This window comes from Pseudomonas trutticola BRTCR10 (assembly GCF_056155105.1).
Genome location: NZ_CM149552.1, coordinates 1880843 through 1903458, shown reverse-complemented (window position 1 = coordinate 1903458; position 22616 = coordinate 1880843). Strand labels below are relative to the sequence as shown.

Sequence of the window (22616 nt, the reverse complement as noted above, 5' to 3'; positions counted from 1 at the left end):
CCGAACTTTGCATGTCAAAATCATGCGAGCCACCAACCCCCGCTTAAATGCAGGTAACATGCGTCGCTTTGCAGCCACTCGGCCTGACCATGTCCGCGACCTCCCGCTTTCCTTTTCTTCCATATATCTTCGCCTGCCTGCTTGGCCTGTTTGGTCTTGGCGGCTTCTGGTACGGCTTGGGTAAACCGGTGATTCTGCCAGACGCCGCGACGCCGACGCACAAGCTGCAATGCGCCTCCTACACCCCTTTCGATAAAGACCAGTCGCCGTTCGACGTGCCGTTCAAGCTGCGCCCGGAGCGCATGGACGCTGACCTTGCATTACTGGCGACGCGCTTTGAGTGCATCCGCACGTATTCCATGACCGGCCTCGAAGCGTTGCCTGATCTGGCGCGCAAGCATGGCTTGAAGTTGATGATCGGCGCCTGGGTCAACAGCAATCCGGTAGACACCGAGAAGGAAGTCGATCTGCTGATCAAATCGGCCAATGCCAACCCGGACGTGGTCAGTGCGGTGATCGTCGGCAACGAAGCGTTGCTGCGCAAGGAAGTCACCGGCGCGCAACTGGCCCGACTGATCAACAAGGTCAAAAGCCAGGTCAAGCAACCGGTTACCTACGCCGATGTCTGGGAGTTCTGGCTCAAGCATCCGGAAATCGCGCCGGCGGTGGACTTCTTGACCATTCACCTGCTGCCGTACTGGGAAGATGATCCGTCGAACATCGACGCGGCCCTGCAACATGTCGCGGATGTGCGTCAGGTGTTCGGCAACAAGTTCGCACCCAAGGACGTGATGATTGGCGAAACCGGTTGGCCGAGCGAAGGTCGCCAGCGTGAGACCGCGCTGCCGAGCCGGGTCAACGAAGCCAAGTTCATTCGCGGGTTTGTCGCAATGGCCGAGAAAGAAGGCTGGCATTACAACCTGATCGAGGCGTTTGACCAGCCATGGAAGCGGGCAAGCGAAGGCGCGGTTGGCGGGTATTGGGGGCTGTTTGACGCCGATCGTCAGGATAAAGGCGTACTCGCCGGTCCCGTGACCAATGTGCCGTACTGGAAAGAATGGCTGGCGGTCGGAGGACTGATCTTCCTCGGCACCCTGATCCTCGGCGGCCGGGTTCGCACGACACGCTCGGCACTGATCTTGCCGCTGCTGGGCGCCCTCGCCGCTTGTTCGATTGGCGCCTGGGGCGATCTGGCGCGAGTCACCACACGATTCACCAGCGAGTGGCTGTGGGTCGGGTTGTTGACGGCACTGAATCTATTGGTGCTTGCACATGCCGCGCTGACATTGAGCGCTCGTACTGGCTGGCGTGAAAAAGCCTTCAACCTGCTGGAGCGTCGTGCCGGGTGGCTGGTGGCCGCAGCCGGTTTTGCAGCGGCGGTGATGATGCTGGAAATGGTGTTTGATGCGCGCTATCGCAGTTTTGCGAGCATGGCGTTTGTGGTGCCTGCGCTGGTTTATCTGTGCCGGCCGGTGAGCGTGCCGCGTCGTGAGGTTGCTCTGCTGACCTTTATCATCGGTGCGGGCATTGCGCCGCAGTTGTATCAGGAAGGTTTGCAGAATCAGCAGGCGTGGGGTTGGGCGTTGGTCAGTGGGTTGATGGTGATTGCGCTGTGGCGTTGCTTGCGGGTTCGTACCCGCTGATCTTCGGTGTCTGTACCGCCCTCATCGCTGGCAAGCCAGCTCCCACAGAGGTATGGGTTAACACGACATGTGTGCACGACCCAAAAAACTGTGGGAGCTGGCTTGCCAGCGATGGCTGACTGTCAGGCGCTACGGGAAGCTCTGACCAGCCGCAACCCGGCAATCACCACCGCAAACACCGCCAGTGTCGTGTTGTACAACGCCAGTGCCGGCAACCCGACCACCAGCGCCAGCACCGCCAGCCACCACCCTGCCCGCCCCGGCACGACAAAACCGAGCAACGCCGCACCCAACGCCGTCCAGCCCAATACCTTGAAGTGAATCATCAGCCCCAGGTTCGAGCGCAGCTGACACTCCCATCGGCTCGCCTCATCAACGCAGATGCCGACCCACTGCCCGTCCTCCATAAAGCCATAGCGCGCGCCATAACTGGCGGCTAGCCAAAGCGGCAGCAAAACAAGCAGCAGAATCACGGGCAAGCGGCGGGACATGAAGCACTCCAATCTTCGGAAATCGGCGGCCAGCTTAATCTGCCGCCATCCATACGCAAGCACTAACAACAGTTAACTAGTCATCCAATCCGTGCAAAGTGTATCGTCCAGCTACTATTACTCCGAATTCTGCCTGTTTGGTGCCGCGGCATGGCACTTTGGCGCAAACCCGGTGGTCATAGCCTGCGAACTTCATTCGGCACCTTCCTCTAAGGGATCTAGTCATGCTCCGTTCCTTGCGCTTCGCCGCGCTGTTCAGCGGCCTTATTCTGAGTGCGTCCGCACTGGCGGTGGATATCGACGCCGCCAGCTATGGCTACCCCCTGACCAACCCGTTCGAGGCGACCATCGCCACGACTCCGCCGGACCTGCGTCCGGAACTGCCGCTGGATGATGACATCAATCAGTCGGATCGCAGCGTCACCCTGCGTCCGGAGCGAGCGTTCATCCTGCCGGACAACTTCTGGGCGGTGAAAAAGCTCACCTATCGCATCGCCGAGCAAGACAAACCGGCACCGCTGATCTTCCTGATCGCCGGCACCGGTGCGCGCTACGACAGCACGCTCAACGAATACCTGAAAAAGCTCTACTACAAGGCCGGCTACCACGTCGTGCAACTGTCGTCGCCGACCAGTTTCGACTTCATCAGCGCCGCTTCACGCTTCGCCACCCCAGGCGTGACCAAAGAAGACGCCGAAGACATGTACCGCGTGATGCAGGCCGTGCGGGCGCAAAACCCGAAAGTGCCGGTCACTGACTACTACCTCAGCGGTTACAGCCTCGGCGCTCTGGATGCCGCATTCGTTGCGCACCTGGACGAAACCCGACGCAGCTTCAACTTCAAGAAAGTCCTGCTGCTCAACCCGCCGGTCAACCTCTACACCTCGATCACCAACCTCGACAAGCTGGTGCAGACCGAAGTCAAAGGCATCAACAACAGCACCACGTTCTATGAACTGGTACTGGGCAAACTGACCCGCTACTTCCAGCAGAAAGGCTACATCGACCTCAACGACGCCCTGCTGTATGACTTCCAGCAGTCCAAGCAGCATCTGAGCAATGAGCAGATGGCAATGCTGATCGGCACCTCGTTCCGCTTCTCGGCCGCCGACATCGCCTTCACTTCGGACCTGATCAACCGTCGCGGCCTGATCACGCCGCCGAAATTTCCGATCACCGAAGGCACCAGCCTCACGCCGTTCCTCAAGCGTGCACTGCAATGCGACTTCGATTGCTACCTGACCGAACAGGTGATTCCGATGTGGCGCGCCCGTACCGACGGCGGCAGCCTGCTGCAACTGATCGATCAGGTCAGCCTGTACGCGCTGAAGGATTATCTGCACGACAGCCCGAAAATCGCCGTGATGCACAACGCCGACGACGTGATCCTCGGCCCGGGCGACCTCGGCTTCCTGCGCAAGACCTTTGGCGATCGCCTGACCGTTTACCCACTGGGCGGCCATTGCGGCAACCTTAACTACCGCGTCAACAGCGACGCCATGCTGGAGTTCTTCCGTGGCTAAATATCTCCTGCTGATTGCAGCGTTACTCTGTGCAGGCGTGGCCCAGGCCGACAACAGCAAAGCCAATGCACCGGTGGTCGTCGACAGCGACGGTTTCAAGGAGCCGCTGTCGAAACTCAAGTTCAACGCGGGGCTGGATCAGCGTGAATTCGAGCGGTCGACGCTCAACGCGCTGAACGTCTATGACCCGCTGGAAGAGTGGAACCGTCGCGTTTACCACTTCAACTACCGCTTCGACCAATGGGTGTTCCTGCCCGTGGTCGATGGCTATCGCTACATCACGCCGAGCTTCGTGCGTACGGGCGTGAGCAACTTCTTCAACAACCTTGGCGATGTGCCGAACCTGGTCAACAGCTTGTTGCAGTTCAAGGGCCAGCGCTCGATGGAAACCACCGCGCGCCTGCTGCTCAACACCACGATCGGCATCGCCGGCCTGTGGGACCCGGCCACTGCGATGGGCCTGCCGCGCCAGAGCGAAGACTTCGGGCAGACCCTGGGCTTCTACGGCGTACCGGGTGGCGCGTACTTCGTCCTGCCGATCCTCGGCCCGTCGAACCTGCGTGACACCGCCGGTCTGGCTGTGGATTACAGCGCTGAAACGGCGATCAACTTCCTCAACGTTTCGGAAGTCAGCTCCAACCACCCGGAAATCTGGGCCCTGCGCGCCGTCGACAAGCGCTACCAGACCAGTTTCCGTTACGGTCAGCTGAACTCGCCGTTCGAGTACGAGAAGGTGCGTTACGTGTACACCGAATCGCGCAAGTTGCAGATTGCCGAATAAGTAGGCGGCAACAAAAAAGGGCCATTCGATGCGAGTCGAATGGCCCTTTTTCATGGCACCACAAAGATCAAACTGTAGGAGTGAGCCTGCTCGCGATAGCGGTGTGTCAGTCATGACTGACACACCGCTATCGNCCTGCTCGCGATAGCGGTGTGTCAGGTCATGACTGACACACCGCTATCGCGAGCAGGCTCACTCCTACAAAGGTTTTGTGTTGTAGGTTAGTTCTTTACTGCTTTCCAGATCTTGCCAACGACCGAGATAACCGCCAACACCACCGCACCGGCAATAATCCCCGCTACACCGTTGAGCAGCACCGGCACCACAAACCCGGCACTTCCCGCCGCCGCGCCAACGCTTTCAATCCAGTGATGCACCACTGGAATGCCGTGAGTGAGGATGCCGCCGCCGACCAGGAACATCGCCGCCGTGCCCACCACCGACAGGGTTTTCATCATGTACGGCGCCGCCGTCAAAATACCGCTGCCGATTTTTTTGGCCACTTGCCCAGGCTTCTGCGTCAGCCACAAGCCGAGGTCGTCGAGCTTGACGATGCCCGCCACCAGACCGTAAACGCCGACGGTCATGACAATCGCGATGCCCGACATCACGATGACCTGCTGAGTCAGCGAGGCATCGGCCACCGTGCCCAGTGTGATCGCGATGATTTCTGCCGAAAGAATGAAGTCGGTGCGGATCGCGCCTTTGATCTTGTCCTTCTCGTACGCCACCAGATCAGTGGTCGGATCGGCTACGGCCTCGGTCAGTTGCGCGTGCTCGGCGTCATCTTCAGTCTTGCTGTGCAGGAATTTGTGCGCGAGCTTCTCGAAACCTTCGAAACACAGGTACGCGCCACCGACCATCAACAGCGGTGTCACCAGCCACGGCACGAACGCACTGATCGCCAACGCCGACGGCACCAGAATCAGTTTGTTGACGAACGAGCCCTTGGCCACCGCCCAGACCACGGGAATTTCCCGCTCGGCGCGCACGCCGGAGACTTGCTGGGCATTCAGCGCCAAGTCGTCGCCGAGCACCCCGGCGGTCTTCTTGGCGGCCATTTTGCTCATCAACGCCACGTCATCCAGCACGGTGGCAATATCGTCGACCAGCACCAGCAAACTGCTTCCTGCCATGAATCCTGTTTCCTTCTATGAATGAATGTTGCGAAGCATAACGCGACCACAGACCACACGGGGCATTCTTGAGCGTCGCGCGAGGCCGGTGCTACCATGCGCAACCGCCAGAACAGGCAAGGAACCACCGGGTTTATGAGCACAATCCGCGAGCGCAACAAAGAACTGATCCTGCGTGCCGCCAGTGAGGAGTTTGCCGACAAGGGCTTCGCTGCGACCAAAACCAGCGACATCGCCGCCAAGGCAGGATTGCCCAAGCCCAACGTCTACTACTACTTCAAGTCCAAGGAAAACCTCTATCGCGAGGTGCTGGAAAGTATCATCGTGCCGATTCTGCAAGCGTCGACACCGTTCAACCCGGATGGCGTGCCGAGCGAAGTGCTCAGCGGCTACATCCGCTCGAAGATCCGCATCTCCCGCGACCTGCCCTTCGCCTCCAAGGTCTTCGCCAGCGAAATCATGCACGGCGCCCCGCACCTGAGCGCCGATCTGGTCGAGCAGCTCAACGGCCAGGCCAAGCACAACATCAACTGCATCCAGAGCTGGATCGACCGCGGCCAGATCGCCCCGATCGACCCCAATCATCTGATGTTCAGCATCTGGGCCGCGACCCAGACCTACGCCGACTTCGACTGGCAGATTTCTGCAGTCACCGGCAAGGACAAGCTGGACGAGGCGGATTACGAGGCGGCAGCGCAGACGATTATTCGATTGGTGCTCAAAGGGTGTGAGCCGGACTGATAGACCGTGGTGCGGCTATCGCTGGCAAGCCAGCTCCCACAGGGATTTGTATTGTTTACTGAATCTGCGTTCAACACAGCTCCCACATGGATTTGTGCTGTTTACTGAATCTGTGTTCAACACAGCTCCCACATGGATTTGTGCCGTTTGCTGAATCTGGGTTCAACACAGAAACCTGTGGGAGCTGGCTTGCCAGCGATGGCGGCGACTCGGTCCTGGATTAAACCCAGATAGCATCCCACAGTGGATAGTCGCCAAGCTTTTCCACCAAGCCTGCCCGCAATGGGTTGGCCACTACATAGCGCGCCATTTTCACCAGATCATCTTCCCGCCTCAATGCGCGATCATGGAAACCCTGCTGCCAAAGCGGCCCACTTCTACCACTTGAAAGATTCACTTCACGCGTAATCAGGGACTTGGTCTCGCGCATCAACTTGTGCAGAGAACAATTCTCCAATTCGACAAGCCAATGGAAATGGTCAGGCATGACAACCCACGCCAATGATTTTGCCAGTCCAAGATCTTGCGCCCGACGAAACTGCCGAACAACCAATCGGCCCAACGCGAAATCGGAAAAGATCGGTTCGCGATCTAGTGTGTTAGTGGTCAGTAAGTAGATTCGATGGTGCTCGGCATAGCGGCCGGTTCGCAGACGATGTGATGCGGGAAGATCAGGCAATCCATTGCCCCTTCATGATGTGTTCATCAGAAGGCTAGACCTCAGTGGTCTATCTGGCTGTGCCAGTCTTTTATCTTGATGTGTCAGTCAGTCCGCCATCGCTGGCAAGCCAGCTCCCACAGGGATTTGTGTTGCTCGCTGAATCTGTTTTCAACACATAAACCTGTGGCAGTTGGTTTGTGTTGTTCGCAAAACCCAAGTTCAACACAGAAACCTGTGGGAGCTGGCTTGCCAGCGATGGCTATCGATCAGACGCCAGAGAACATGCATTCACTGCACATCCGCGGCGATCTTTCGTTTCAACCCTCTTCACCCATCACCCAGCGCAACGCTTGCGGGAACGACGTTTTCCAGTCATCCGGGTAGAAGTGTCCACCTTCATGGGTACGGGACTTCACCTCATTGCCGTCACTGAACAGCTGGCGGAAATCGACCGTCATCTGCTGATTGCCCGGCCCTTCTTTTTTACCGTTGATCACAAACACCCTTTTGCCACGAGCCTTGCTCACCGTCGGGGTCGGCTGCATGCCGCCGGGTGAGACCAGCAGCGCACCCGCGTAATCCTCCGGATGCTGGGCCAGCAAGGCACCCGCGTGCTGCGAACCCTGGGAGAAGCCCATCAGGTAGACGCGTTTGCGGTCGATGCACTGCTGCGCTTCCAGCTCTTTCAAGCCTTTCTGTACAACCTTGTGCGTGCCTTCGAAACCCGGGCCGATCCAGCGGAAACTGTTGGTGGCATTGATCATTTCCGTGCCATTGATGCCGAGAATGATTGCCCCGGTATCTGCCAGCGGCTGATCACTTTCATCCAGTTCACCGTTGATGCCGTAACCGTGCAGCCACACCACGACCGGACGGCACGCTTTGGGCGCGGGAATGCCGGCAGACGGGTTGAGCACCGAAATCGCGCCGACCTTGCCGACGGCGATTTTCTTGTAGCGCTCCTGAGCATTGGCCAGCACGGATTTATAGGTGGCGGTGTCGCGCAACTCGGAGAAATCCTCGTCACCGGCCAGCAACGGGCCGAACCACAGGCCGCGATCATCGGCCTCTTTAAGAAAGCGCAGGGCCAGCTTGTCATCGCCACGGCGGGCGAACAGTGCAGCGACCTGGTAAGGCGCCTTCAGTTGCTTGGGATCTTCACGGGTGGCCGCCAGATAAACCGCAATCGCCTGCAGCGCATCGGTGTCTTCGAGCTTCTCGGCCCGCTCCATCAACTCGGGCACATCGTCGGCATTGAGCAACGCGGACACCACCGGGCTAAGCGCCTGGAACGCGATTTCCTCGGCGTCCAGCGGTTCGGCGGCGTGCAGAAAGGTCGTGCAGAGGGTCATGGCCGTGGCCAGAGAAATACGAATGAGCGTTTTCACGCTGATCTTCCTTGATACAAAAACGGGGCGGCAGTCTATCGACGCCACCCCGATTCGTCACCACCTCAATGCCAACCGGGGGTGATTGCGTTCAGATCAAGAAGCCACTCCCGCGTCCGCTTTCAAATCCAGCGCCTCCACCGCTTTGATCGCGACCTGTTCATCGATGTCCGACAGATCGCCGCTGATGCCGATCGCACCCAGCACGTTCCCCGCCTGATCGCGGATCAGCACACCACCCGGTGCCGGCACGACGCTGCCCTGGCCCATGCTGTTCAGCGCGGCAATAAACGCCGGACGTTGTTGCGCGTCGAGCGCCAACAGGCGTGAGCCCTTGCCCAGTGCTATGGCGCCCCAGGCTTTGCCGATGGCGATCTGCGGGCGCAGCAGGCTGGCGCCGTCTTCGCGTTGCAGAGTGATCAGGTGCCCGCCGGTATCGAGTACCGCGATGGTCAGCGGCGCGGCGTTGATGCCCCGCCCGGCACTGATGGCCTGGTTGACCAGGTTGACTGCGACTTTCAAGGTTAAAGCGCTCATGGTGCCGTCCTCATTTTGTTATTGGGAAAGTCGTGGGGCTGCGGTTTTCTGCCGCAGCCGGACGCAACAAATAGAACACAATGAGTTATTTTTTTGTATACAATAATTCTCGAAAAGCGCCACATGCGACGAAAAGCCACAGTCATACAGGCTTCCGACGAATGAAACAGGCGCTTGAGAAAATGGATTGACCTGCGCCGTCCGCCGTGAATACACTCTGCGCAAAGCCACTTGTATACAATTACAAAACGTAAAGAGGCACAAAACCATGAGCAAAATGAGAGCAATCGAAGCCGCCGTTCTGGTGATGCGCCGTGAAGGGGTTGATACCGCTTTTGGCATCCCGGGCGCTGCCATCAACCCGCTGTACTCCGCCTTGCAGAAAGTCGGTGGCATCGATCACGTCCTCGCTCGCCACGTTGAAGGCGCCTCGCACATGGCCGAGGGCTACACCCGCACCAAGGCCGGCAATATCGGCGTGTGCATCGGTACTTCCGGCCCTGCCGGTACCGACATGGTCACCGGGCTCTACAGCGCCTCGGCCGACTCGATTCCAATCCTCTGCATTACCGGCCAGGCACCCCGCGCCCGTATGCACAAGGAAGACTTCCAGGCGGTCGACATCACCAGCATCGTCAAGCCCGTCACCAAGTGGGCGACCACTGTTCTGGAACCGGGCCAGGTGCCTTACGCGTTCCAGAAAGCTTTCTACGAAATGCGCTCCGGCCGCCCTGGCCCTGTGCTGATCGATCTGCCGTTCGACGTACAGATGGCCGAAATCGAATTCGACATCGACGCTTACCAGCCGCTGCCATTGGCCAAACCGACCGCGACTCGCGTTCAGGTCGAGAAGGCCTTGGCTCTGCTCGATCAGGCTGAGCGCCCACTGCTGGTGGCCGGCGGCGGCATCATCAACGCTGACGCCAGCGACCTGCTGGTCGAGTTCGCCGAGCTGACCGGTATCCCGGTTATCCCGACCCTGATGGGCTGGGGCACCATCCCGGACGATCACCCGCTGATGGTCGGCATGGTCGGCCTGCAGACTTCGCACCGTTACGGCAACGCCACGATGCTCAAATCCGACGTGGTGCTGGGTATCGGTAACCGTTGGGCCAACCGTCACACCGGTTCGGTTGACGTCTACACCGAAGGCCGCAAGTTCATTCACGTCGACATCGAAGGCACGCAGATTGGTCGTGTGTTCACGCCGGATCTGGGCATCGTGTCCGACGCCGCTGCTGCACTGACCGTGTTCATCGAAGTGGCCCGTGAATGGCAAGCCGCCGGCAAACTGAAAAACCGCAGTGCCTGGTTGCAAGACTGTCAGCAGCGCAAAGCCAGCCTGCACCGCAAGACCCACTTCGACAACGTGCCGGTCAAACCGCAGCGCGTTTATGAAGAGATGAACCAAGTATTCGGCAAAGACACCTGCTACGTCAGCACCATTGGTCTGTCGCAGATTGCCGGCGCGCAGTTCCTGCACGTCTACAAGCCGCGTCACTGGATCAACTGCGGCCAGGCAGGCCCGTTGGGCTGGACCATTCCGGCAGCGCTGGGCGTGGTCAAGGCCGATCCGAGCCGGAAAGTCGTGGCCCTGTCGGGGGACTATGACTTCCAGTTCATGATCGAAGAACTGGCGGTCGGCGCTCAGTTCAAACTGCCCTACATCCACGTCGTGGTGAACAACTCGTACCTGGGTCTGATCCGTCAGGCCCAGCGCGGGTTCGAAATGGACTACTGCGTGCAGCTGTCCTTCGATAACCTGAACGCGCCGGAACTCAACGGTTACGGGGTTGACCACATTGCAGTGGCTGAAGGCCTCGGCTGCAAGGCGCTGCGTGTGTTCGAACCGGCTGACATCGCCCCTGCCCTGCGCAAGGCCGAACAGATGATCGAAGAGTTCAAGGTGCCGGTGATCGTCGAGATCATTCTGGAGCGTGTGACCAACATCTCCATGGGTACCGAGATCAACGCTGTCAACGAGTTCGAAGACCTGGCGCTGGTCGGCAACGATGCGCCAACGGCGATTTCGCTGCTCGACTAACTGCTGACCGCTCTCCCAGTGGGAGCGGGCCATGTGGCGAGGGAGCTTGCTCCCGCTGGGGCGCGAAGCGGCCCTGAAATCCTGGGTCTGCTACGCAGCCCAGCGGGAGCAAGCTCCCTCGCCACACAAGCCCGCTCCCAAATGGGGAACCTCACAAGATTTACGGGAGACCACCATGCCGCGTTTCGCAGCCAACCTGTCCATGCTGTTCACCGAACAGGATTTCCTTGCCCGTTTCGACGCCGCCGCCAAGGCCGGTTTCTCGGGCGTTGAATACCTGTTCCCGTACGACTTCAGCTCTGCCGAAATCAAGGCAAAGCTCGACGCCAATGGTCTGACCCAAGTGCTGTTCAACCTGCCGGCCGGTGACTGGGCCAAGGGCGAGCGCGGTATCGCCTGCCTGCCGGATCGCGTTGAAGAGTTCCGCGCCGGGGTCGATCTGGCCATCGCTTACGCACAAGTACTGGGCAATACCCAGGTCAACTGCCTGGCCGGTATCCGTCCGCAAGGCGTTGACGATGCCACGGTAGAAAAGACCTTCGTCGCCAACCTGAAATACGCTGCCGACAAGCTGCAGGCAGCGGGCATCAAACTGGTGATGGAAGCGATCAACACCCGCGACATCCCGGGCTTCTACCTGAACAACACGGCGCAAGCCCTGTCGATTCGCGAGCAGGTCGGCAGCGCCAATCTGTTCCTGCAATACGACATCTATCACATGCAAATCATGGAAGGCGATCTGGCCCGCACCCTGCAATCGCACCTGGGCGAGATCAACCATGTGCAGCTCGCGGACAACCCGGGGCGCAACGAGCCGGGCACCGGTGAAATCAACTACCGCTTCCTGTTCGAACACCTCGACCGCATCGATTATCAGGGTTGGGTGGGTTGCGAGTACAAGCCGCTGACCACCACTGAAGCGGGCCTTGGCTGGCTGAAGACCCACAACGCAATCTGAGTTCGAGTTTTCAACATGGATCTGGGCTTGAAACCAGATCCCCTGTGGTGAGGGGATTTATCCCCGACCGGCTGCGCAGCAGTCGTAAAACCTGCACCCGGGATTGGAACTGATTGGCGCTAAAAACTGGGGCAGCTTCGCTGCCCATCGGGGATAAATCCCCTCGCCACAAAAGCCCATCGGTTGCACACCGGGGGAAAGACAAAAACAAGAGGATTTTCTCATGGCTAAAATCGGATTTATCGGCACCGGCATCATGGGCCACCCAATGGCGGCGAACCTGCAGAAAGCCGGTCACAGCCTGTTCCTGTCGGCGCACCACGACGCCGCCCCGGCTGATCTGGTTGCCGCTGGCGCCGTCGCCTTGGCCAACCCGCGCGAAGTGGCGCAGGAAGCTGAATTCATCATCGTCATGGTCCCGGATACCCCACAGGTCGACGACGTGCTGTTCCGCGCCGACGGCGTGGCGGCCGGCATTGGCAAAGGCAAAGTCGTCATCGACATGAGCTCGATCTCGCCAACCGCCACCAAGGCGTTCGCCGCGAAGATCAACGAGAAAGGCGCGCAGTACCTCGACGCACCAGTGTCCGGCGGTGAAGTCGGCGCCAAAGCTGCGACCCTGAGCATCATGGTCGGTGGCGACGCCGATGCCTTCGAACGCGCCCTGCCGCTGTTCCAGGCCATGGGCAAGAACATCACCCTGGTGGGTGGCAATGGCGACGGTCAGACTGCCAAAGTCGCGAACCAGATCATCGTCGCGCTGAACATTCAGGCCGTCGCTGAAGCCCTGCTGTTCGCTTCGAAAAACGGTGCCGACCCAGCCAAGGTGCGTGAAGCGCTGATGGGCGGTTTCGCTTCGTCGAAGATCCTCGAAGTGCACGGCGAGCGCATGATCAAAGGCACCTTCGATCCAGGCTTCCGCATCAGCCTGCACCAGAAGGACCTGAACCTGGCCCTGCAAGGCGCCAAGGAGCTGAACATCAACCTGCCGAACACCGCCAACGCCCAGCAAGTGTTCAGCACCTGCGCGGCCATCGGTGGCAGCAACTGGGACCACTCGGCGCTGATCAAAGGTCTGGAACACATGGCCAACTTCTCGATTCGCGACAAAAAATAATCTGCGCCTCTGGCTCGCTCCCTGTGGGAGCGGGCTTGCCCGCGATGGCATCGACGCGGTCTGCCTGCAAGACCGCAGCGCCTGAATCGCTGGCAAGCCAGCTCCCACAGGGACCGGGTCGCTGCACCGTTGTCGCTCCACTCCAATAACAAGAATTCCGGGAGCCCGCCATGTCGGTCGATCCGCAACAACTGCTGCGCGAGCTGTTTGCCACAGCCATCGACGCGGCCCATCCGAACCAAGTCCTCGAAGCCCATCTGCCCGCCGACCGCACTGGCCGCGTGATCGTCATCGGTGCCGGCAAAGCCGCCGCTGCCATGGCGCAAGTGGTCGAGCGCTGCTGGGAAGGTGAAGTGTCTGGCCTGGTAGTGACCCGTTACGGTCACGGCGCCCCGTGCGAAAAAATCGAAGTGGTCGAAGCCGCGCATCCGGTGCCGGACGCTGCCGGTCTGGCCGTGGCCAAACGCGTGCTCGAGCTGGTCAGCAACCTGACTGAAGACGACCGCGTGATCTTCCTGTTGTCTGGCGGCGGCTCTGCCCTGCTCGCCTTGCCGGCCGCCGGCATCACCCTCGCCGACAAGCAATCGATCAACAAGGCCCTGCTCAAATCCGGTGCGACCATCGGCGAGATGAACTGCGTGCGCAAGCACCTCTCGGCGATCAAGGGCGGACGCCTGGGCAAGGCCTGCTGGCCTGCGACGGTTTATACCTACGCCATTTCCGATGTGCCGGGCGACCTCGCCACGGTCATCGCTTCCGGCCCGACCGTGGCCGACCCGAGCACCTCGGCCGAAGCGCTGGCGATCCTCAAGCGCTATGCCATCGAAGTCCCGGCCTCGGTACGCAACTGGCTGCAAAGCCCGGAATCGGAAACCGTCAAACCCGGCGATCCGAGCCTGGCGCGCAGTCATTTCCAGTTGATCGCCCGTCCTCAGCAGTCGCTGGACGCCGCTGCGGTGAAATGCCGTCAGGCCGGTTTCAGCACGCTGATCCTCGGCGACCTCGAAGGCGAGTCGCGCGAAGTGGCGAAAGTCCACGCCGGCATCGCCCGCCAGATCATCAACCACGGCCAGCCACTGGCGGCGCCGTGCGTGATCCTTTCCGGCGGCGAAACCACCGTGACCGTGCGCGGCAATGGCCGTGGCGGGCGCAACGCCGAATTCCTCCTCAGCCTGACCGACAGCCTCAAAGGCCAGCCCGGCGTCTATGCCCTGGCCGGTGACACCGACGGCATCGACGGCTCGGAAGACAACGCCGGAGCCATCATGACCCCGGACAGCTACGCCCGCGCCGCCGCCCTCGGTCTGAGCGCCAGCGATGAGCTGGATAACAATAACGGCTACGGCTATTTCGCAGCGCTCGATGCGCTGATCGTCACCGAGCCGACCCGCACCAACGTCAACGACTTCCGCGCCATTCTGATCCTCGAGAGTTCTAAATCATGACGCCTGATAAAAAGGTCAAAATCCTCGCCACCCTCGGGCCTGCGGTCGATGGCATCGAAGACATCCGCGAGCTGGTCGAGGCCGGGGTCAACATCTTCCGCCTCAACTTCAGCCACGGCGATCACGCCGACCACGCCAAGCGTTATCAGTGGATCCGCGAAGTCGAGCGCCAGCTCAACTACCCGCTGGGCATTCTGATGGACTTGCAAGGGCCGAAACTGCGCGTCGGCAAGTTCGCCGACGGCAAGGTGCAGTTGCATCGCGGTCAGGCATTCCGCCTCGATCTGGACGCGATACCGGGCGATGAACGCCGGGTGAATCTGCCGCATCCAGAAATCATCGCCGCACTGGAAGCAGGCATGGATCTGCTGCTCGACGACGGCAAACTGCGTCTGCGCGTGGTGACCAAATACCACGACGCGATCGACACCACCGTGCTCAACGGTGGCGAGTTGTCGGACCGCAAAGGCGTCAATGTGCCGCAAGCGGTACTCGACCTGAGCCCACTGACCGCCAAGGATCGTCGCGATTTGAGTTTCGGTCTGGAGCTGGGTGTGGACTGGGTGGCGCTGTCGTTCGTGCAGCGTCCGCAAGACATCCTCGAAGCCCGCGAACTGATCGGCGACAAAGCGTTCCTGATGGCTAAGATCGAGAAGCCGTCGGCGGTTGAACAGCTGCGCGAGATCGCCGAACTGAGCGACGCGATCATGGTGGCCCGTGGTGACCTCGGCGTTGAAGTGCCGGCGGAAAGCGTGCCGCAGATTCAGAAAAACATCATCACCACCTGCCGCGAACTGGGTAAACCGGTGGTGGTGGCGACGCAGATGCTGGAGTCGATGCGCTTCTCCCCTGCCCCGACCCGCGCTGAAGTGACTGACGTTGCCAACGCCGTGGCCGAAGGTGCCGATGCGGTGATGCTGTCGGCGGAAACCGCGTCCGGCGAGTACCCGCTGGAAGCCGTGCAGATGATGAGCAAGATCATCCGTCAGGTGGAAAACGGCCCGGATTATCAGACTCAACTGGACGTGAGTCGGCCGAAAGCTGAAGCGACCGTTTCCGATGCGATCAGCTGCGCGATCCGTCGCATCAGCAACGTGCTGCCAGTGGCGGTGCTGGTCAACTACAGCGAGTCGGGCGCGTCGAGCCTGCGTGCGGCGCGGGAACGGCCGAAAGCGCCAATCCTCAACCTGACGCCGAACCTGCAGACGGCGCGGCGTTTGAGCGTGGCGTGGGGCATTCACTCGGTGGTCAACGATCGTTTGCGTCAGGTTGATGAAGTTTGCTCGACGGCGCTGGAAATCGCCCAGGCACAAGGCATGGCCGAGCGTGGCGATACGTTGCTGATCACGGCGGGTGTGCCGTTCGGGCAGCCTGGATCGACTAACTCGCTGCGTATCGAAACGTTGATCTAAAGAAAGCTACACAACCTGTGGCGAGGGAGCTCGTCGAGTCGTCGCACCGTCCCGCTCGACTGCACAGCAGTCGTCGCTTTTAGGGCATGACGGTTTTCACAGAAAAACCGCATCAACCCATGTTGGGGCCGCTTCGCGACCCAGCGGGAGCAAGCTCCCTCGCCACAGAGATTCATATAACAAAGAGATTCATTGTTTTTACTGGCCTCTTCGCGAGCAGGCTCGCTCCCACAGTTGATTTGTGAGCACCACAAAATCAATGACTGAACAAAGATTCAATGTGGGAGCCAGCCTGCTGGCGAAGCAGGCGACTCGGTTTCACTGACTTTTTAGAACTGCCATGCCTGCCAATCATTTCAACACCCACTGCCCCGACTGGGCCGAGGCTTTGCTCAACGGTTTCAGTCAAATATTCCTTCAGCGCCATCCGCTGTGCGGCCTGCTGTGCCTCTTGGCGATCCTGCTCACTGCGCCCGTGCTGTTTGCCGGTGCGCTGCTCGGTGCTGTCGCCGGGTTGCTCACCGCACAACGACGCAACTACGCCAAGGCGGATCGCCAGGCCGGGCTGTTCAGCTACAACGGCGTTTTGCTCGGCCTGTTGCTGAGTCTGTATTTCCCTTGGTCGCCGATGCTGCCGCCGCTGATTCTCGCTGCCGGCGGCTTGAGCGCGATGCTCACGCAGCAATGGCTCAAATATGTGTACCGCAGCCGATCCATACCGGCCTACACCTCGCCGTTCGTGGCCATGAGCTGGGCGTTGTTGCTGTTCGCTGAACCGTCAGCGCCGATGGCTCACATCGAGATGAATACGCTGAACCTGCTCGCGGCCGAGCTCCGAGGCTTGGGCCAGGTGATGTTTCTCGACCATCCATTGGCAGGCGCGCTGATCGCCGCCGGTTTGTTGATCGCGGATCGCCGCGCCTTCTGCTGGGCGCTGCTCGCATCTGCCATCGGCCTGGGCTCCAGCCTGCTACACCACGAAACCAGCGCTGCGCTTTTCGGCCTCGGCAGCTATAACGCCGTACTCGCCGCCCTCGCCTTCAGTAGCCAACGCCAACAACCGTGGTTGCCGCTGGTCGGCATCGTCCTCGCACTGCTGGTCACGCCGCTGTTTGCCGCCATCGGCTTGGCCACATTGACGGCGCCGTTCATCCTCGCCTGCTGGCTGATTCGCGCCGGGATTCAAATGCTCGGCAAAGCCACGGTAGACAGTGCGTCTTGCGCTCACGGGGAGAATCAACCTAGGCTGCGCTGATCTTTGATTCAGGCGTTTTCCATGGACAGCAGCAGCAACTGGCGTGAACGGCTTTACGTCATGATTTTCCAGAGCGACACCCTCGCCGGGCGGCGCTTCGACGGCATCTTGCTGTTGATCATCCTCGCCAGTCTGGTGATCGTGATGCTCGACAGTATCGACAGCGTTCACCGCAACTACGCCGATGTGCTGGCGTACATCGAGTGGGGCTTCACGATCATCTTTCTCGGCGAGTACATCCTGCGTCTGTATTGCTCGCCCAAACCGTTGCGCTATGCCTTCAGTTTTTATGGACTGGTGGACCTGCTGGCGATCGTGCCGGGGATCCTCGCGCTGTATTACAGCGATGCGCAGTACCTGCTGATTATCCGGATCATTCGGATGCTGCGGATTTTCCGCGTGCTCAAGCTCAGTCCGTACCTCAAGCAGGCCAACTATTTGATGTCGGCGCTGCGCGGCAGCAAGCAGAAAATCGTCGTGTTCCTGGTCAGCGTCTGCACCCTGGTGACGGTGTTCGGCACGTTGATGTACGTGATCGAAGGCCCGGAACATGGCTTCACCAGCATTCCCAAAGGCATCTATTGGGCTATCGTGACCCTGACCACGGTGGGCTTCGGCGACATCGTGCCGAAGACGCCGCTGGGCCAGGTGATTTCATCGCTGGTGATGATCACCGGTTATTCGATCATTGCCGTGCCGACGGGGATTTTCACCGCCGAGCTGGCCAACGCCATGCGCGGCGAACAGCTGCAACACGACTGCCCGGTGTGCAAGAAAAACAGCCATGAACACGGCGCGGCGTTCTGCTCGCGCTGTGGCAATGCGTTATTTAAGAAACTGGAATAAGCACAGAGCTTTTTAATCTTTAAACGACTATGCGGGCGCCGTTATAGTCAGTGGCAAATGAACATCACCCCTGCTTCTACACAGATAAAACAAGGAATGCGCAGTGAAAAAACTCTTTGGCGCCTCACTTCTCGCCGCCGGCCTGGCCTTGGCCAACATCGCTCAGGCAGCCCCGACGCTGCTTAACGTTTCCTACGACGTGATGCGCGATTTCTACAAGGACTACAACACTGCGTTCCAGAAACACTGGCAAGCCGAACACAACGAAAACATCACCGTACAGATGTCCTTCGGCGGTTCGAGCAAACAAGCGCGCTCGGTGATCGATGGCCTGCCGGCTGACGTCATCACCATGAACATGGCCACCGACATCAATGCTCTCGCCGACAACGGTCAACTGGTACCGAAGGACTGGGTCACCCGTCTGCCGAACAACAGCGCGCCGTTCACCTCGGCCACTGTGTTCATCGTCCGTAAAGGCAATCCGAAAGCCCTGAAAGACTGGCCGGACCTGCTCAAGGACGGCGTGCAGGTCATCGTGCCGAACCCGAAAACCTCGGGCAACGGCCGCTACACCTACCTCTCGGCCTGGGGTTATGTGCTGAAGAACGGCGGTGACGAGAACAAGGCCAAGGACTTCGTTGGCAAACTGTTCAAGCAGGCGCCAGTACTCGACACCGGTGGCCGCGCCGCGACCACCACGTTCATGACCAACCAGATCGGCGACGTGCTGGTGACCTTTGAAAACGAAGCGGAAATGATCGCTCGCGAGTTTGGTCGTGATCAGTTTGAGGTGATCTACCCAAGTGTTTCTGCTGAGGCCGAGCCACCGGTGTCCGTGGTCGATAAAGTCGTCGACAAGAAAGGTTCACGCGCTGCTGCCGACGAGTACCTGAAGTACCTGTGGTCGCCGGAAGGTCAGGAAATTGCAGCCGCTAACTACCTGCGTCCGCGTGATCCGGCGGTACTGGCCAAGTACACCGACCGCTTCCCGAAAGTTGATTTCCTTTCGGTGGAGAAGACTTTTGGTGACTGGCGCACCGTGCAGAAGACGCACTTCAATGATGGTGGGGTTTTCGATCAGATTTACAGCGGGCAGTAAGGTTTAGGCTGACATGAAAAAGGCGACCCTCAGTGGTCGCCTTTTTTGTGCACATCTGAATCCAACACAAACCCAATGTAGGAGTGAGCCTGCTCGCGATAGCGTTCTATCATTCAGCACATTTGGGGGCTGACAGACCGCTATCGCGAGCAGGCTCACTCCTACAGGGAATTGTGTTTAGGCAGTTACATCGGCGGGGTTACACCATCCTTTCCAGCGGAAATCGATTGCGCGGTCAGCGTGCCATCCGCACTCTGCGTCACGAACGAAACGATCTTCACCCCAACCTTGAGCAAGCTGCGATCCCCCGGCATCAAATTAACGATCGGCACATCCTCCGGCACCAGAATCTTCTGCTGGCCGCCCTTGTAATTCACCGTCAACACCCGGCCATTGCTGACTACCAGATCACCGACACTGCCATTGGTCATGCTGCTGCCTTTGGCCAGATCAAACGGCCGATGTCCATCGCCGCTGCCAGCCAACTCCGGCGGAAACACATGCACCTCCAACGCCTTGAGCGTGCCGTCTTCCTGTGGCATGGCTGCCGAGCCAATGTAGCTGCCGGGCTTGATGTCTTCGATATTGGCGAGGGTCACGGCGCGGACCTTGGTGTCCTGAGTCAACTGGATTACCACGTTCTCGCCACTGTTGACGTGGACTTTCAATGAGGCGGCGCTGACGCCAGTGATTTCGCCGCGCACGCCGATGCGCATCCCCGGCGCGTCGGCCGCTTGCACGCTGTTCGCGCCCAGCAAGCCGAGCATGGCTATGGTTGCGGTGTAACGAAGCATCTGACGATACATTGCAATCCTCCGGTCATGAATGTTCAACAAGTCGATGCAAACATAAGCACGCTATCGAAGAAGATGTAAGTGAATGTATCATCGACCGTCAACGGCCGGACGCAAGGTCCACTGAATAACATTGAACCGATGACAGCCCGTCATTCCGCAACGGAATAACTGATATCAATCGAAGGCGCCTTCTGCCCGCCTGGCTTGTCCCATAGCCTCACCGCATTCCCTTTCGCTGGATCGAGAAACCTTATGACCGCCACAACTCACGCAATGACCCGGGGAATGGTGCTGCTGTTCGCTTTCTGCTGCGGCGCCATTGTTGCCAACATCTACTACGCGCAGCCGATCATCGGCCTGATTGCGCCGGACATCGGCCTGACCGACACCATGGCCAGCTTCATCGTCTCGCTGACCCAGATCGGTTACGCGCTGGGCCTGTTCTTCCTGGTGCCGCTGGGCGATCTGCTGGAAAACCGTCGGTTGATGATCATCACCACGGTGGTGGCAATTGCCAGCCTGCTCGGTGCTGCGTTCACCGATCAGCCCAATGTGTTTCTGCTGATCTCGTTGTTGGTGGGCTTCAGTTCGGTGTCGGTGCAGATCCTGATTCCGCTGGCTGCACATCTGGCGCCGGAAGAATCTCGTGGACGTGTCGTCGGCGGGATCATGGGCGGCTTGCTGCTGGGTATTCTGCTGGCGCGGCCAGTGTCGAGCGTGGTCGCCGACCATTTCGGCTGGCGGGCGATGTTCATGATCGCGGCGGCATTGATGGCGGCGATCAGCGTGGTGCTGGCCCTGACCGTGCCCAAGCGCCAACCGGATCACAGCGCCACTTACGCGCAACTGATCGGCTCGCTGTGGACGTTGCTGCGTCAGCAACCGGTGCTGCGTCAGCGGGCGTTTTATCAGGGCTGCATGTTCGCCACCTTCAGCCTGTTCTGGACGGCAGTGCCGCTGGAACTGGCACGCAACCATGGCCTGTCGCAAAGCGAGATCGCGATCTTCGCCCTGGTCGGCGCCATTGGAGCCATCGCCGCGCCGATCAGCGGACGCCTGGCCGACGCCGGCCATACCCGCATTGCTTCGCTGCTGGCCATGGTGTTCGCCAGCCTGAGCTTCCTGCCCGCCTTTATCCACCCGGCCTACAGCGTCATTGGTCTGGCCGTGACCGGCGTGGTGCTCGACTTCTGCGTGCAGATGAACATGGTCCTTGGCCAACGCGCGGTGTACTCGCTGGACGCGAAAAGCCGTGGTCGCCTGAATGCGCTGTACATGACCAGCATTTTCATCGGCGGCGCCTTCGGCTCTTCGGTGGCCAGCGCGGTATTCGAGCATGGCGGCTGGTTGTGGATCGTGATTGTCGGCAGCGCGTTTCCGGTGTTGGCGTTGTTGCGGTTTTTGAGTGTTTCGCAGCGTGGTTCATTGGCAACGGCGTAAGACGTAAAAGCTTCGCGAGCAAGCTCGCTCCCACAGGTTATTCATGGATCCTGCGGGAGCGTTGTCACTCAATACCGAACCAGTTTTTCCATCGCCGCATCCGCCAGAAATGAGGAGCGGCTTTTTACGTTGTGCTCACGCACGTAGCGATCAATTCGCTGGATCACGTAGCCGGGCAGCGTCACGTTGACCTTCTCGGTCTTGCCCAGATACGGCGAGATATCCAGTTCCAGCATGCCCCAACCCATCTCGGCGAATTCCGGATTGTTGCGATGTGCCGCCGCAGAAGTTGGCAACGGAATGGGCTCTCCGTCCGCCGCGATCTCTTGCAGCATGATGTGTGCGATCTCAACCGCTGCGTTGTAGGCATCTTCAAAGCTATCCCCCGCCGTGACAGCGCCGGGAATATCGGGGATCTGAATACCGATGGCGGTGTTCTCATCACCCCACTCGATGCAGATGGGATATTGCATTATGGATCTCCTTCGAAACTGGCTGGCGGGTTGTACAGCCCGGCACGCCTCCTGATACTTTTGACCTTCCCCAACGGTAAATCCTTTTTCGGATGAGGCACGGGAATCGTGTACGGGTTGTAACGGTGCCTGAAGATGTGATGGCTGCCGGTAATCCCGTCCAGCGTCCATCCTGCCTCCTCCAGCTCCTTGATCAATAACCTGCTTTGCACCAACCGCCTCCTTGCCTCGGCCCGTTAAAAGTAACTCTAGAGTTATCTTTACTCAAGCATAGAAATCCGCAGAGCGACGCCCGGTTGTTTTACAGCGTGTGATTGAAACCGCTAAACCTTGAGCACTGTGCAGCACTTCCATGAGCAATTTCTGTGGGCACCCAACAGGCACACAGCAAAACGGCGATCCGAAGATCGCCGTTTTCATTACTGTCCGAACTGCTTGCCCAACCCCGGCGGCACGCCGTGGATGTCGGTGTCTTCCCACGGGCCGTTGGGGTTGATGGAGCGGCTCCAGCCGTTGTTCCAGCGGAAGTAAGTACGTTGGCGGTAGAAGGTGTTGGTTTGGCCGTCGAGGACGTAGACGCCGAGTTTCTGATCCCAATGGCTGTTGCCACCCGGTGGTGGAGCGAAGCTCGCCGAAGTACGCGGGACCGGTTTCGCCGGTTTGGCGGGGATGCTTTTGCCCGGTGTCGGTGAGGTCGACGGGGTCGGGCTGGGTTGCGACGGAGGAATTGGCGGCAGGTTGGTGGTCGGTTCCGGTCGTTGCACCGCACATGCACTCATGCCCAGGGCCAGTGTAAGGACTGTGATTCGGGCGATGGTGTGCATGG

The 22616-nt window shown here is 59.6% G+C and carries 22 protein-coding genes; 13 read left to right on the top strand and 9 right to left on the bottom strand.

Annotation, left to right across the window (positions count from 1 at the left end):
* The first annotated feature begins 47 nt into the window (after window positions 1–47).
* A complete protein-coding gene (locus ACVVH8_RS08540; RefSeq protein WP_475229486.1) occupies window positions 48–1643 on the top strand; it encodes a glycoside hydrolase family 17 protein in 1596 nt (531 codons plus the stop codon).
* 122 nt (window positions 1644–1765) lie between these two features.
* On the opposite strand, the gene ACVVH8_RS08535 is transcribed toward ACVVH8_RS08540, so the two are convergent.
* Window positions 1766–2134 (bottom strand): hypothetical protein, encoded by a 369-nt coding sequence (locus tag ACVVH8_RS08535; RefSeq protein ID WP_103307414.1) that lies wholly within the window; start codon window positions 2132–2134, stop codon window positions 1766–1768.
* Between the two features lie 224 nt (window positions 2135–2358).
* Between ACVVH8_RS08535 and ACVVH8_RS08530 the strand changes: the two genes are divergently transcribed.
* Window positions 2359–3657, top strand: a complete 1299-nt coding sequence (locus ACVVH8_RS08530) for a serine/threonine protein kinase (RefSeq protein WP_103307413.1) — start codon at window positions 2359–2361, stop codon at window positions 3655–3657.
* On the top strand, window positions 3650–4438 hold the full coding sequence (locus tag ACVVH8_RS08525) for an MlaA family lipoprotein (RefSeq protein WP_213027974.1): 789 nt from the start codon (window positions 3650–3652) through the stop codon (window positions 4436–4438). Before ACVVH8_RS08530 ends, ACVVH8_RS08525 begins: the two co-directional genes overlap by 8 nt.
* A 221-nt stretch (window positions 4439–4659) precedes the next feature.
* Here ACVVH8_RS08525 and ACVVH8_RS08520 read toward each other — a convergent pair whose 3' ends face one another.
* On the bottom strand, window positions 4660–5574 hold the full coding sequence (locus tag ACVVH8_RS08520; protein ID WP_475229483.1) for a DUF808 domain-containing protein: 915 nt from the start codon (window positions 5572–5574) through the stop codon (window positions 4660–4662).
* Window positions 5575–5709: 135 nt separating this feature from the next.
* Between ACVVH8_RS08520 and ACVVH8_RS08515 the strand changes: the two genes are divergently transcribed.
* On the top strand, window positions 5710–6315 hold the full coding sequence (locus ACVVH8_RS08515; protein ID WP_141130011.1) for a TetR/AcrR family transcriptional regulator: 606 nt from the start codon (window positions 5710–5712) through the stop codon (window positions 6313–6315).
* A 220-nt stretch (window positions 6316–6535) separates the two neighbouring features.
* Here ACVVH8_RS08515 and ACVVH8_RS08510 read toward each other — a convergent pair whose 3' ends face one another.
* The 3 genes from ACVVH8_RS08510 to ACVVH8_RS08500 form a co-directional block, all read right to left on the bottom strand.
* On the bottom strand, window positions 6536–6994 hold the full coding sequence (locus ACVVH8_RS08510) for an REP-associated tyrosine transposase (protein WP_103306810.1): 459 nt from the start codon (window positions 6992–6994) through the stop codon (window positions 6536–6538).
* Between the two features lie 299 nt (window positions 6995–7293).
* A complete protein-coding gene (locus tag ACVVH8_RS08505; protein WP_475229481.1) occupies window positions 7294–8364 on the bottom strand; it encodes a hypothetical protein in 1071 nt (356 codons plus the stop codon).
* A gap of 96 nt (window positions 8365–8460) precedes the next feature.
* Window positions 8461–8901, bottom strand: coding sequence for a GlcG/HbpS family heme-binding protein (locus ACVVH8_RS08500; RefSeq protein WP_103306812.1), 441 nt, complete (start codon window positions 8899–8901; stop codon window positions 8461–8463).
* Between the two features lie 268 nt (window positions 8902–9169).
* Between ACVVH8_RS08500 and gcl the strand changes: the two genes are divergently transcribed.
* The 8 genes from gcl to ACVVH8_RS08460 all read left to right on the top strand — a co-directional run bounded on the left by gcl (window position 9170) and on the right by ACVVH8_RS08460 (window position 19080).
* Window positions 9170–10945: a glyoxylate carboligase gene (gene gcl, locus ACVVH8_RS08495; RefSeq protein WP_475229478.1), complete on the top strand. Its 1776-nt coding sequence runs from the start codon at window positions 9170–9172 to the stop codon at window positions 10943–10945.
* A gap of 175 nt (window positions 10946–11120) precedes the next feature.
* The gene (gene hyi, locus ACVVH8_RS08490) at window positions 11121–11903 is read left to right on the top strand and encodes a hydroxypyruvate isomerase (RefSeq protein WP_475229476.1); all 783 of its coding nucleotides are present in this window, start codon (window positions 11121–11123) and stop codon (window positions 11901–11903) included.
* Window positions 11904–12126: 223 nt separating this feature from the next.
* Window positions 12127–13020, top strand: coding sequence for a 2-hydroxy-3-oxopropionate reductase (locus ACVVH8_RS08485; RefSeq protein ID WP_064594449.1), 894 nt, complete (start codon window positions 12127–12129; stop codon window positions 13018–13020).
* Window positions 13021–13190: 170 nt separating this feature from the next.
* On the top strand, window positions 13191–14465 hold the full coding sequence (locus ACVVH8_RS08480) for a glycerate kinase type-2 family protein (RefSeq protein ID WP_401303298.1): 1275 nt from the start codon (window positions 13191–13193) through the stop codon (window positions 14463–14465).
* Entirely contained in the window at window positions 14462–15877 is a 1416-nt protein-coding gene (pyk, locus tag ACVVH8_RS08475; RefSeq protein ID WP_475229474.1) for a pyruvate kinase, read from the top strand. The genes ACVVH8_RS08480 and pyk overlap by 4 nt, the downstream gene beginning before the upstream one ends.
* Window positions 15878–16217: 340 nt before the next feature.
* The gene (locus ACVVH8_RS08470; RefSeq protein WP_213027970.1) at window positions 16218–17132 is read left to right on the top strand and encodes an urea transporter; all 915 of its coding nucleotides are present in this window, start codon (window positions 16218–16220) and stop codon (window positions 17130–17132) included.
* A 21-nt stretch (window positions 17133–17153) separates the two neighbouring features.
* The gene (locus ACVVH8_RS08465; RefSeq protein WP_103306818.1) at window positions 17154–17978 is read left to right on the top strand and encodes an ion transporter; all 825 of its coding nucleotides are present in this window, start codon (window positions 17154–17156) and stop codon (window positions 17976–17978) included.
* Window positions 17979–18081: 103 nt separating this feature from the next.
* Window positions 18082–19080 carry a sulfate ABC transporter substrate-binding protein gene (locus ACVVH8_RS08460; RefSeq protein WP_103306819.1) on the top strand — a complete coding sequence of 333 codons (999 nt, stop codon included), beginning with the start codon at window positions 18082–18084 and terminating at the stop codon, window positions 19078–19080.
* Window positions 19081–19265: 185 nt separating this feature from the next.
* Here ACVVH8_RS08460 and ACVVH8_RS08455 read toward each other — a convergent pair whose 3' ends face one another.
* The gene (locus ACVVH8_RS08455) at window positions 19266–19886 is read right to left on the bottom strand and encodes a DUF5666 domain-containing protein (protein WP_103306820.1); all 621 of its coding nucleotides are present in this window, start codon (window positions 19884–19886) and stop codon (window positions 19266–19268) included.
* Between the two features lie 243 nt (window positions 19887–20129).
* On the opposite strand from ACVVH8_RS08455, the gene ACVVH8_RS08450 reads away from it, so the two are divergent.
* Window positions 20130–21317, top strand: a complete 1188-nt coding sequence (locus ACVVH8_RS08450; protein WP_475229472.1) for an MFS transporter — start codon at window positions 20130–20132, stop codon at window positions 21315–21317.
* Window positions 21318–21385: 68 nt separating this feature from the next.
* Here ACVVH8_RS08450 and ACVVH8_RS08445 read toward each other — a convergent pair whose 3' ends face one another.
* From ACVVH8_RS08445 to ACVVH8_RS08435, 3 genes are all read right to left on the bottom strand, one after another.
* Window positions 21386–21790, bottom strand: coding sequence for a type II toxin-antitoxin system HicB family antitoxin (locus ACVVH8_RS08445; protein WP_103306822.1), 405 nt, complete (start codon window positions 21788–21790; stop codon window positions 21386–21388).
* On the bottom strand, window positions 21790–22002 hold the full coding sequence (locus tag ACVVH8_RS08440; protein WP_475229469.1) for a type II toxin-antitoxin system HicA family toxin: 213 nt from the start codon (window positions 22000–22002) through the stop codon (window positions 21790–21792). The genes ACVVH8_RS08445 and ACVVH8_RS08440 overlap by 1 nt, the downstream gene beginning before the upstream one ends.
* Before the next feature lie 207 nt (window positions 22003–22209).
* Window positions 22210–22614, bottom strand: a complete 405-nt coding sequence (locus tag ACVVH8_RS08435) for a hypothetical protein (protein WP_475229466.1) — start codon at window positions 22612–22614, stop codon at window positions 22210–22212.
* Window positions 22615–22616: the final 2 nt, after the last annotated feature.